This window comes from Variovorax sp. GW823-FHT04B03, from assembly GCF_058796495.1.
The window spans coordinates 1135010-1146891 of sequence record NZ_JBXAIT010000001.1; the positions used below are offsets into that span (position 1 = coordinate 1135010).

Consider the following 11882-nt stretch of genomic DNA (forward strand, 5'->3'; position numbering starts at 1 on the left):
GATGCTCCACGCTTGGCGTTCCTGAAACGTTCCCGGCCCGTGCCGGGGGAAAGGAATCGCGATGTCGCCCCCACCGACTCCGCCGTCCGAAGCCGTGTCCATCCGGCTGCTGGGCCCGTTCCGCCTGAGCGTGGCCGGCGACGACCCGCAGATTCCACCGGTGCCGCTGACCCGGCGCGCCGCCGAGCTGCTGCAACTGCTGGCATTGCAGCCCGGACGCAGCCTGGCGAACGAGCAGGTGGTGGAAGCCCTGTGGCCGCACCTGGACCCCGACGCCGGCAGCGCCAACCTGCGCAAGGCCGCGCACCACGCGCGCCAGTTCATCGGCCAGCCCGACGCCCTGGTGCTGCGAGGCGGCCGGGTTTTCCTGTTGCCCGACCAGGCGGTGGCGTGCGACGCCGAGCGGTTCGAGCGCGCAGCGGACGAGGCCCTGCTCAGCGGCGATCCGCAGGCCTGCAAGGCGGCCGCGCAGCTCTATGGTGGCGACCTCCTGCCGGACGCCCGCTACGAAACCTGGACCGAGGCGCCGCGCCAGCGGTTGCGCGACAAGTTCCTGCAGCTGCTGCGCCAGATCGGCGACCTGGAACGGCTGGTGCGCGAAGACCCCACCGACGAGGCGGCCCATGTCCAGTTGATGCGCGAGGAACTGGCGGCCGGGCGACGCTCTTCGGCGCTGCGCTGGTACGGCCACCTGCGCGACCATCTGCAACAGACCCTCGACCTGCGCCCGGGTCCGCCGGCCGAGGCGCTGTACCGCGAATGCGTGGCGGGCCTGGAGGGCGCCGCGCCGCGTTTCGTCGGCCGTGCCATGGAACTGGTGCGCGTCCTGGGGTGGCTGCGCGCCAGCCTCGCGGGCCGTCCGGGGGGCGCGGTGGTGCGCGCACCGGCGGGAATGGGCAAGACCGCGTTCTGCCGCCGTGTCGCCGAGGAAGCGCGGGGCCTGGGTTGGCAGGTGCGCTCGTTGCAGGCCGGCGACTGGACCCGGCCCTACGGCATCGCGGCCGACCTGGTGGAGCCCCTGCTCGGCGAACTGCCCGATGCGGCACAGGCCATCGGTGCGCACGCCCAGGCTGTGCTGGCGCAGATGACCGCCTCGGGCGACGTGAAACCGCTGGCCCTGCCGCTCGGGCGCCACCAGATGGTGGGTGCCGTGCGCCGGCTGCTGCTGGCCACCGCCGCGCAAAAGCCGGTGCTGCTCATCGTCGACGATGCGCACGCGGCGGACGACGCGAGCGCCCAGGCGCTGACGCAACTGGCGGCAAGCGGCCCCCCGGTGTTCGTGCTGCTCGCGTGCCGGCACGCACTGCCGCCCCTGCTGGACCGGAACACCTCACGCTTGCAGCGTGCCGGCCAGCTGGAAGCCCTTGAACTGGGTCCGCTGTCCGAGGAAGAAGCGGCGCTGCTCGCGGCCCGCTCGGCCGATGCACCGATGACGGGCGAGGCCGCCACCGCCATCGCCCGTCGTGCCGAAGGCCTGCCGTTTGCCGTGGTTGAGCTCGCGCGCGGTGCGGCCACCTCAGACGGCGCCACGGCGGTGATGTCCCGCAGCCTGTCGTCGGCCCTGGCCGAACGCCTGTGCGACCTGGACCCCGGCACGACGGAGGCCCTGCGCCGGTTGGCGCTGTCGGCCGAAGATTTCGACGTGGCCACGGCCGTGGCGCTGGCCGCCGACGAGGGCCACGACGCGCTGGCGCGGCTCGACCAGGCGCTGGCCGCAGGCGTGCTGGTGGTGGCCGATGGCCGTTACCGCTTCCGCCACGCCCTCGTGCGGGACGCGCTGGCCGAAGGCATCCCGCCGCACCGGCGTGTGCTGTTGCATCGCGACGTGGCGGCCCGGCTCGCGCAAGGCGGTGCGGCACCGGGCCTGGTGGGCCATCACTGGCTCGCCGCGGGCGATGCCGAGCAGGCGATGCCGTGTGCGCTGGCGGCTGCGCGCCAGGCCTTTCGCCTCGGCGCCTACGAGGACGTGTTGCGCCACGTCGAGCCGCTGCTCGCGCACCGGGCGGCGCAGCCGGAAGCCCTGGCGCTGCGTGCCGAGTCCCTGGACGCGCTGGGCCGGCCAGGCACGCTGGCCGCCTACGATGCGGCCGCCGCCGTCGCGCCAGACGCGCTGTCCCACGAACTGCGCGCCAAGCGGGCCTTGGCGCAAGTGAAGATGAGCGATCCGCCCGGTGCCCTGCAGTACCTGAAGGACGTGCATCCCACCACGGTGGCGGGGCGCCTCGCCGAAGCGCTGGCCTACAGCGGCGCGGCGGCCCTGGGCTTCGGGGACCCCGCCGAAGGCACGCGCCGCTCGGCCGAAGTGCGCCGGATCGCCCTGGAGACCGGCGACGAAGGCACGCTCGTGATCGCCTCCTGGTCGCAAGCCGCGGCGGCGCACGCGCGCGGCGACCTGCACGGCAGCGTGTGGGCCGACCTCAAGGAGACGAGCCACCTGCCGCAGCTGGCGGTGCGCGTGTTCGACGGCCACCTGTGCATCACGCAGCGCTTTTTGTACGGCTCGCGGCCGTATGCCGAGGTCATCGCATTCGCCGATGCGCTGGCCACGGAAGCGCAGCGGCTGGGCGCGGCGCGCGGGCATGCGTTCGCGGTCACGCTGCGCGGCGAGGCCTGGCTGCTCAGCGGCCAGCTCGACGCCGCCGAGCAGGACCTGGTGGCGGGAGGGCGCATGCACCGCGCGATCGGCGGCGCGACGGGCGAAGCGCTGTCGCTGCAGCGCCGTTCCGAACTGGCGATCTACCGCGGGCAGATGGACCGGGCGCGCGGCCTGCTCGATGAAGCGCTCGACGTCGCGCGTCAGTCCGACGTCGGCTTCCACCTGCTGGACCGCATCTACGGCACCCGCATCGCGATGGCCACGCAGCCCGACGCCGCGCTGGGCGTGCTGGAGGAGGCCGAGGCCAACGTGCGCGGCCCGCTGGAAAGCTGCCCCGGCTGCCGCATCACCTTCGCCATCCCGGCCACCATCGCGGCCGCGAGAGCGCACGAGCTGGACCTGGCCGCCAGCCACCAGCAGCAATCCGAATACCTGGCCAACGTGGTGATGAAGTTGCCGGCCTGGTACGCGTCGCTGCACGAGGCGCAGGCCCACATCGAACGGGCCACCGGCCGTGTCGCTGCCGCGCGCGAAGGCTTCGCCGCGGCGGCGCGGGAGTTCCATGCCTGCGGCCATGCGCTGGACGCCGCACGCTGCCGGGAGTTGGCCAGCTAGGAAGTCCGCGTGGCACCGGCGTGACGAGCGGACAGCGAGACGCTGCGCCGCATGCGCCAGGCCGGTTTCACGCCTTGCGCACGAATTCCGACTTCAGCTTCATCGCGCCAATGCCATCGATCTTGCAGTCGATGTCGTGATCGCCATCGATCAGGCGGATGTTCTTCGCCTTGGTGCCGACCTTCACGACCAGCGACGAGCCCTTGACCTTGAGGTCCTTGATGACGGTGACGGTGTCGCCGTCGTTCAGCACGTTGCCGACCGAATCCTTGATGACTCGCCCCTCATCGGCTGCGCTTTCGGCGGCAGCGCCCGAGGCGGACCATTCGTGAGCGCATTCGGGGCAGACAAGGTTGAGGCCGTCTTCGTAGGTGAATTCCGAATGGCATTGGGGGCAAGGGGGCAGAGTGCTCACGGCGGTAGGGGCGGTCCGTATCGGTGGAAGGACGTGGATGTTAGCCCGCGCTCATGGAAGCAGGTCCTGTTGATCCGGCCGCAACGAGCTTGAAGTTTCGGAAGGCGCCATCGTGTTCGCGCCCGTGGAATCCGTGGCCGAGGCCGTTCAGTCCAGCGTGTCGAAGAGCCGGAAGATCCACGACAGCTGGTAAGCCAGCGTGCCCGCGACGAAGGCCGTGTGAAAGCGCGGGTTGGCCGACCGGGCCGCCGCGATGCACAGGCCCACGAGGATGGGCGTGCGGATGAGGTACTCCATCGCAAAGCGGGCGAAGTGCGCCTCGCCCTTGATCAGCGTGTCGACCACGTCGAGCAGGTAGGTGGCGGCCAGCAAGCCGAAGAACCACGCGCGGCGGGCGTAGAAGTAGTCGCGGTAGCTCGCGTAGTCCTGCATGCTGTCGGGAAAGAGCAGCGCGCACAGCAGGAAGAGCAGGATCGCGTAGCTGACGATGAAGGCGTAGGTGCCGAAGGTCCAGCTGTCGATCTGGTACAGGCCGAACTCCCACCACCAGAAATGCACCAGGGCCAGCAGCACCGAGGCGACCCAGGCCAGGTGCACGGCGTAGAGCCGGTACTGCGTGGGGTGCTGCACGATGCGTGCGACGCCCGACAGCAGCCGGGTCACGCCCAGGCCGATGACCATGCCCATCACGACGCGGATGTGCGGAAAGATGTCGTGGGCCGAGATGGCTTCTTGCTGCATGCGAGAGTGCCCGGTCGAATGGATGGACCTCCAGTCTAGGCCGCCCGCGTCACACCTCTGCGCCTTCGACCAGAAAGCGCAACCGTCGCACCCCTTGCCACTCGTCCGCATCCAGCCGGAACGCCAGCTTCACGCGCGGCGGCAGCGGCTCGGTGTGGCTGAACCAGATCGCGTCGATCGGCTGGCCCTGGTGCTTGAGCTTGAGCGCCAGGTGCTTCTCGCCCACCAGCCGCTGCGACACCACCTCGACCTCTTCGCTGAAGGTGGGCGGCGCAAAGCCCTGGCCCCAGACCTCGCGGTGCAGCGTGTCGACGAGGTCGATGCGCATGTACTCGCGGGCGATGGGCCCGTCGGTTTCGATCTGGCGCGTGAGCGCGGCCTCGGCCAGCCATTCGCCGGCGACCTGGGCCAGCGCGCGCTCGAAGACGGGAAAGTGCTCGCGCGCCACGGTGCAGCCCGCGGCCATCGCGTGGCCGCCGAAGCGCAGCAGCACGCCGGGGTGGCGCTTGGCCACGAGGTCGAGCGCATCGCGCAGGTGAAAGCCCGGAATCGAGCGGCCCGAGCCCTTCAGCTCCTGCTCCTTGCCCGGCGCCGCGCTGGCCGCGAACACGAAGGTCGGGCGATGGAAACGGTCCTTGATGCGCGAGGCCACGATGCCCACCACGCCTTCGTGAAAGTCCGCGCCGAACACGCTGATGGCCGGCGGCGGCGCTTCCACGCCTTCGCCATCGGCCGCGAACAGCGACTCGGCCAGCAGCAGCGCCTGGTCGCGCATGCCGCCCTCGATGTCGCGCCGCTCGCGGTTGATGCCGTCGAGCATGCGCGCGAGTTCGTCGGCGCGGCCGGCGTCGTCGGTCAGCAGGCATTCGATGCCCAGCGTCATGTCGGCCAGCCGGCCGGCCGCGTTGATGCGTGGGCCGAGCGCAAAGCCGAAGTCGAAGGTGGTCGCGGCCGAGGCGGTGCGCCCCGCCGCCTTGAACAGCGCCGCCACGCCGGCGGGCATCGCGCCCGCGCGGATGCGGCGCAGGCCCTGCGCCACGAGGCGGCGGTTGTTGGCGTCGAGCTTCACCACGTCGGCCACGGTGCCCAGCGCCACCAGCGGCAGCAGCGCATCGAGCTTGGGTTGCGTGGCGGTGTCGAACACGCCGCGCGTGCGCAGTTCGGAGCGCAGCGCGAGCAGCACGTAGAACATCACACCGACGCCGGCGATGCTCTTGCTTTCGAACTCGCAGCCGGGCTGGTTGGGGTTGACCATCACGTCGGCCAGGGGCAGCTCAGGGCCGGGCAGGTGATGGTCGGTCACCAGCACCTGCAGGCCGCGCGCCTTGGCGGCGGCCACGCCTTCGACGCTGGCGATGCCGTTGTCGACGGTGATCAGCATGTCGGCGCCGGCCGCGGCCACGCGCTCGGCGATCGGCGGCGTCAAGCCGTAGCCGTCGACCACGCGGTCAGGCACGAGGTAGCTCACGTTCTTGCCGCCCAGCAGGCGCAGGCCGCGCACGCCGACCGCGCAGGCGGTGGCGCCGTCGCAGTCGTAGTCGGCCACGATGCACAGGCGCTTGTCCTGTGCGATGGCGTCGGCCAGCAGCACGGCGGCTTCGCGCGTGCCGCGCAGCGTGTCGGGCGGCAGCAGGCGCGCGAGCCCGTCGTCGAGCTCGTCCTTGCCGCGCACGCCGCGCGCGGCGAAGAGGCGCGCCAGCAGCGGGTGAACGCCGGCCTGTTCCAGCGCCCAGACGGTGCGCGGCGGGATGTCCCGGGCAATGATCTTCATAGGGACTCCAGCACCTGCGAGGCGCGGTTGCGGTCGAACAGGCCCTTGGCCCAGCGGGCGAGGCCGCGCGGCTGCACGGTGAAAAGCTGCGCGCCCCGGTCGCCGCACAACGAGAGCGCCACGTCGGTGCCGCGCGTGAGGTCGGCGAGCAGGCCGGCGACCGCGCCGGCGTCCAGCGCCTGCCAGGCGGCGGCCCAGGCCAGGCCGTCGTCGCGCAGCGCGGCGTCGCGCAGCGCGAGGTCGACGACCGGCGTGCGCGCGATGGGTGGCGAGGGCAGGGCGCCGTCCTTCAAGGCGCCGGTGCCGCTGAGCCAGAACGAATTGATCGGCGGCACGCCGCGCGCGGTGCGCTCGTCGTTCACGCGCTGCGTGTACAGCAGCATCTGCATCTCGTTCTGCAGCCGGCGCAGCGGCCGCGAGGCATCGCCCAGCGGCGACCACTGCGAAATGGGGTACCCCACCGCGCGGTCGATGGAGGCCGTGGCCAGCCCGTCGAAGATGGGCGCGCGCGCGAGCCAGCGGCCCGGCGTGTCGCTGGGGTACAGCGCGATGCCGTCTTCCTCGAAGAACGGCTGCGCCACGGTCAGCAGGGCCATCGACTCGGCCGCGTCGATCTCGATGGCCGACGGATCGCCCAGCGCCACGTCGTCGATGCCGACCTGCCAGTTGCACAGCGTCACCTGGCCCCAGGCCTCGTGATCGCCGGGCGCGGCCAGGCCGGTCTTGCGGGCTTCGAGCGCGGCCCAGGGAATGCAGCCGTCGTCGGCGGGAGGCAGGCCCAGCGCGCGGGCCAGGGCGCGTTCGTGCGGCGGGGAGCGGGTGCTGTCGTCCTGCGTGTCGGTGTCGGCGAGCGTCAGGCGCAGCAGCAGGGTTTCGAGGTTCGGCAGCCGCAGGGTCGCGAGCGCCGCGCGGCAAGCCGGGGAACCGCGGCCGGCAAAGGGAATCAACAGATGACGTGGGAGAGGTTCGGCCATTTCCCTATTGTCCGGGATGCCACAATTCCACCGTATGACCTACCCCCTCGCTCCTCACCCCGAGTATTTGCCGCCCCCCGCGGGTGCGCCCATGCCCCTTGAGGCCACGGGGCGGGGCCGCTGATGCGATTCCCCTACGAACTGCAGCTCGGCTGGCGCTACACGCGCGCAGGCCGTGCCACGCGACGCAACGGCTTCATCTCCTTCATCTCCGGCGTGTCGATGCTCGGCATCGCCCTGGGCGTGGCGGCGCTGATCATCGTGCTCAGCGTGATGAACGGATTCCAGAAGGAAGTGCGCGACCGCATGCTCAGCGTGGTGTCGCACATCGAGATCTTCTCGCGCGACGGCCAGGCCCTGCAGGACATCGACGCCATCATGGCCGACGCCCGCAAGAACCCCGAGGTGATCGGCGCGGCGCCGTTCATCAACACGCAGGCGCTGATCGCGCGCGGCGAAGACATGAAGGGCGCGATCGTGCGCGGCATCGACCCCGCGCTCGAGCCCGAGGTCACCGACACCGGCGGCATCGCCAAGGGCGGCACCTTCGACAAGCTGGTGCCGGGCGAGTTCGGCATCGTGCTGGGCATCGAGCTGGCGCGCTCCATGTTCGTGCAGCCCGGCGACCAGGTCACGCTGGTGGCGCCGGGCGGGCAGGTCACGCCGGCCGGCGTGGTGCCGCGCCTGAAGCAGTTCACCGTGGTCGGCGTGTTCGATTCGGGCCACTACGAGTACGACTCGGCGCTCGCGATGGTGCACGAGAAAGACGCCGCCAAGGTGTTCCGCCTCGAAGGCCCGACCGGCATCCGCCTCAAGCTGAAAGACCTGCACGAGGCGCGCGAGGTGGCCGACCAGCTCGCCGTCACGCTGCCGGGCCAGTTCCTCATTCGCGACTGGACGCGCCAGAACAAGACCTGGTTCGCGGCCGTGCAGGTCGAGAAACGCATGATGTTCATCATCCTCACGCTGATCGTCGCGGTGGCGGCCTTCAACCTCGTCTCGACGCTGGTGATGACCGTGACCGACAAGCGCGCCGACATCGCCATCCTGCGTACGCTGGGCAGCTCGCCGCGCAGCATCATGGCCATCTTCGTGGTGCAGGGCGCCATGGTGGGCGTGATCGGCACCGTCGGCGGCCTGCTGCTGGGCCTGGGCATTGCCTACAACATCGACGTGATCGTGCCCTTCCTGGAGCAGCTCTTCCACGCCAGCTTCCTGCCCAAGGACATCTACCTGATCAGCAAGATGCCTAGCGATCCGCAGCAAAGCGACATCATGCCGATCGCGGTCATTTCCCTCATCCTGGCCTTCCTGGCCACGCTGTATCCGAGCTGGCGCGCCAGCCGTGTGAACCCCGCCGAGGCCCTGCGCTATGAGTGATGTCGTCCTGAAGGCCCGCGGCCTCACCAAGCGCTTCCATGAAGGCCGCATCGACCTCACCGTGCTGCACGGTGTCGATCTCGACGTGCACGCCGGCGAAACGCTGGCCATCGTCGGTGCGTCTGGCTCCGGCAAGAGCACGCTGCTGCACCTGATGGGCGGGCTCGACGCACCCACCGCGGGCAAGGTCGAACTGCTCGGCAAGGACATCGCGCATGCCGACCCTGCCGAGCAGGGCCGGCTGCGCAACCATCACCTGGGCTTCGTCTACCAGTTCCATCACCTGCTGCCCGAGTTCAGCGCGCTCGACAACGTCGCGATGCCGCTGAAGATCCGCCGCGTCGAGGCCGGCGAAGCGTCGCAGGCCGCGGCCAAGATCCTCGCCAGCGTGGGCCTGGGCGAACGCCTGCACCACCGGCCGGCCGAGCTGTCCGGCGGTGAGCGCCAGCGCGTGGCCATTGCGCGCGCGCTGGTCACGCAGCCCGCCTGCGTGCTGGCCGACGAACCCACTGGCAACCTCGACCGCAGCACGGCCGACGCCGTGTTCGCGCTGATGCTCGACCTCGCGCACCGGCACCGCACGGCCTTCGTGATGGTCACGCACGACCAGGACCTGGCCAAGCGCTGCGACCGCGTGCTGCAGCTGGTGGCGGGGCGGCTGGCGGGCTGAGCGTCGGTCAGCCGCTCGAGGGGCGTGCTCGGGCTTCCTGCGGCACACGGGACGCGCGCCACGCGCTGGGGCGCAGGAAGGTCTGACGTTGCAACGAGACCGTCACACGCCGGTGACAGCATGCAAGTTTCCCGACTGGCGTGCGCTCCTTGCAGACTCGACTTTTCTCCCAGCCATGGCTTTCGCATCCTCACGGCGGGCGTGACGATGCGCGCGGCATCGTTGCGCCGCGAGGGTGAGCGAGGTGCACCCTGGGTTCGCGGGCTCGGCAGGCCGCAGCGTCGCACTCTGCGCGCTCGCGCTGTCGTGGCTGGCCGGCACGGCCTGGGCGAGCGACGGATCTGCATCACCGCTGCGTGAGGGCGAGGCCCCGGCCGGCGCGGTTCCAGGCGCGGGTGACGCCGCACTGGCGTTCGACATTCCCTCGCTTCCCCTGGCCGATGCGCTCAAGCGCTATGCCGCCGTCACGCGGCAGCCTGCACTCTTTCGCAGCGAAATCCTGGTCGGGCTGACGTCCTCCGCGGTGCGCGGGCTTTACGCCCCCGACACCGCGCTTGAACTGTTGCTGGAGGGCACAGGCCTGGTGGCCGAAAAGGTCCGCTCGGGTTCGGCCGTCACGCTCGCGCTGAGGCCGGCGCAGGCCCGGGCGGAGGCCCCGCGCGCGGCCAGCCTTGGAAGCCTGGCGGGCTACCCCAGCCTGCTGCAGGCGCGAGTCTGGGAAGCGTTGTGCGGCAATGTGCGCACGCGGCCGGGAACGTACCGGTCCTTGCTGCGCTTCGAGGTGGACGAGGGAGGCCAGCTTCGCCGGCCGCGCCTGCTCGGCCTGACCGGCGACGCGGCCCGCGACGCCGAGATGCTGGAGGTTCTGCGGGGCGTGCGCCTCGCGCATGCGCCGCCGCCGGACCTGCCGCAGCCTTTGACGCTGCTCATCCTGCCCACCGATGCGCGCGGCGGAACGCGCTGCCGCGAGGCGGCCGGCCGCTCGCCGTCCTGACCTGTCCATGGCCGAAGACGTCCGCCCCGTGCTCATGGACTACCTGTCCAGGCACTACGACGCTCTCAAGCGCCAGCTGGGCCGCGCGTTGCGCAATGCAGACCTGGCCGAGGACGCGCTGCACGACACCTGGCTGCGCGTGAACGACCAGGGCGGAAGCGAAGCAGGGCCGATCCAGCGGCCGGGCGGCTATCTCGTGCGCATGGCGTTCAACATTGCGCTGGACATCCAGCGTCGCCAGAGCCGCAACCTGCCTTTCGAAGAAGTCGATGCGCTGATGGAACTGGCCGACACGGCGCCGGGACCCGCGCGGATCGCCGAGGCGCGTTCGCAGCTGGACGCCGTGATCAAGCTGCTGGACCGCATGCCGGCGCGGCGGCGCGAGGTCATCGTGCTCGTGCACATGGAGGGACTGACGCAGCCCGAAGTGGCCCGGCGCCTGGGCATTTCCCTGCGCACCGTCGAATACGAACTCAAGCATGCGCACGACTACCTGAGTGCCCGGATGGCCCATGACAAAAAATAGTTGCGGGATCGGCGCGGCCCGTTCGTCGTACGGAGTGAAGAATCGAATCACCCTGGCGCTCGCAACGGGCCGAGGCCCAGAAGAAGGGGCGCGGCCGTGATGCACGACCCCCTGACGGCACCGGTCGACGATCCCGCCCTCGCGGCCGACACGACGCGGCACGAGGCCTGGGAGTGGCTGCGGCTGCTTCATTCGGGTGCCGTCAAGCCGCAGGACGCCCAGCGCTTCAAGCACTGGCTGGAGCGCAGCCCGGCGCACGCGGCGGTCTTCAAGGAGGCCAGGGCGCAATGGGCCGTGCTCGGTCAGGCCTCTGCCGGCGTGCTTCGCACCAATGCCGATGCGGCGGCGTTTCATGCGCGCCACCATCCCCGGCCGGTGCTCGCGCGCCGCGCCTTCCTCGGTGCGGCAGCGGGCGCGGCGGCCATGGCCGGTGTCGCGGGCGTGGCGGTGTTCCATCCGTCCGCGGGCTTGTGGCCCGCGCCGGCGGGGTGGGGCGGCGACTACCGCACTGCCACCGGCGAGCAGCTGGAGGTGGGCCTCACCGAGCGGGTGCAGGTCACCCTGAACACCCAGACCCGCATCCGGCGCCGCACGGTGGACGGCCGGACGACCGGCGTCGACCTGCTCGAGGGAGAGGCCGCGTTCGATCTGTCGTCGGCCAGCGGCGCACGGCCCTTCGGCGTCGTGGCCGGGGCGGGCCGCAGCCTGGCCGAGTCGGGGCGTTTCGAGGTCCGCTACCTGGACGCCAAGGTGTGCGTGACCTGCATCGAAGGCGCGGTGCGCGTGGAACACCCCGCGGGCGCGCGTGAGCTGCGCGCGCGCCAGCAGACGGTGTACGACGGCACGTCGCTGAGCAGCGTGGCGCTGGTCGGCGCCGCCAACCTGTCGGCCTGGCGCAAGGGCGAGCTGGTGTTCACGCAGGCCCGGTTGTCCGACGTGCTCGACGAGATCAACCGCTACCGGCGCGGCCGCGTGGTGCTGATGAACACGGCCGCGCGCAGCCGCCTGGTCACCGGTAGCTTCTACATCGCATCGCTCGACCTGGCGCTGGTGCAGCTGCAGCATGCCTTCGATCTCGACGCCCGTTCATTGCCGGGCGGGTTGACCGTTCTCAGCTGAATCGGACGGCCGTGGTGCGCGGCCTGAAAAATAAGTTGCGGGGTCGTGGGGCGCCCGTTCGTCGTAGTGCATCGACTCAAC

Annotated in this window: 10 protein-coding genes; 6 read left to right on the forward strand and 4 right to left on the reverse strand. The window is 71.0% G+C overall.

What is annotated here, in order from left to right; genetic code table 11:
• Positions 1-61: 61 nt before the first annotated feature.
• A complete protein-coding gene (locus AC1RAD_RS05145; protein ID WP_492734112.1) occupies positions 62-3211 on the forward strand; it encodes an ATP-binding protein in 3150 nt (1049 codons plus the stop codon).
• Between the two features lie 67 nt (positions 3212-3278).
• Here the strand turns inward: AC1RAD_RS05145 and AC1RAD_RS05150 are convergent, their stop codons facing one another.
• The 4 genes from AC1RAD_RS05150 to AC1RAD_RS05165 form a co-directional block, all read right to left on the reverse strand.
• Positions 3279-3626, reverse strand: coding sequence for a zinc ribbon domain-containing protein YjdM (locus AC1RAD_RS05150; RefSeq protein ID WP_095743821.1), 348 nt, complete (start codon positions 3624-3626; stop codon positions 3279-3281).
• 147 nt (positions 3627-3773) lie between these two features.
• Positions 3774-4367, reverse strand: coding sequence for a hypothetical protein (locus AC1RAD_RS05155; RefSeq protein ID WP_062473695.1), 594 nt, complete (start codon positions 4365-4367; stop codon positions 3774-3776).
• Positions 4368-4416: 49 nt separating this feature from the next.
• Positions 4417-6138 (reverse strand): single-stranded-DNA-specific exonuclease RecJ, encoded by a 1722-nt coding sequence (gene recJ / locus AC1RAD_RS05160; RefSeq protein ID WP_095950947.1) that lies wholly within the window; start codon positions 6136-6138, stop codon positions 4417-4419.
• The gene (locus tag AC1RAD_RS05165; protein ID WP_492734113.1) at positions 6135-7112 is read right to left on the reverse strand and encodes a hypothetical protein; all 978 of its coding nucleotides are present in this window, start codon (positions 7110-7112) and stop codon (positions 6135-6137) included. The genes recJ and AC1RAD_RS05165 overlap by 4 nt, the downstream gene beginning before the upstream one ends.
• Positions 7113-7235: 123 nt before the next feature.
• On the opposite strand from AC1RAD_RS05165, the gene AC1RAD_RS05170 reads away from it, so the two are divergent.
• The 5 genes from AC1RAD_RS05170 (at position 7236) to AC1RAD_RS05190 (ending at position 11801) form a co-directional block, all read left to right on the forward strand.
• Positions 7236-8492, forward strand: coding sequence for a lipoprotein-releasing ABC transporter permease subunit (locus AC1RAD_RS05170; protein ID WP_095743837.1), 1257 nt, complete (start codon positions 7236-7238; stop codon positions 8490-8492).
• Positions 8485-9162, forward strand: coding sequence for a lipoprotein-releasing ABC transporter ATP-binding protein LolD (lolD, locus tag AC1RAD_RS05175; RefSeq protein ID WP_487847898.1), 678 nt, complete (start codon positions 8485-8487; stop codon positions 9160-9162). Before AC1RAD_RS05170 ends, lolD begins: the two co-directional genes overlap by 8 nt.
• Positions 9163-9397: 235 nt before the next feature.
• Positions 9398-10156, forward strand: a complete 759-nt coding sequence (locus tag AC1RAD_RS05180; protein WP_492734114.1) for a TonB-dependent outer membrane receptor — start codon at positions 9398-9400, stop codon at positions 10154-10156.
• Positions 10157-10163: 7 nt separating this feature from the next.
• On the forward strand, positions 10164-10682 hold the full coding sequence (locus AC1RAD_RS05185; protein WP_492734115.1) for an RNA polymerase sigma factor: 519 nt from the start codon (positions 10164-10166) through the stop codon (positions 10680-10682).
• 99 nt (positions 10683-10781) lie between these two features.
• A complete protein-coding gene (locus AC1RAD_RS05190) occupies positions 10782-11801 on the forward strand; it encodes a FecR family protein (protein WP_492734116.1) in 1020 nt (339 codons plus the stop codon).
• Positions 11802-11882: the final 81 nt, after the last annotated feature.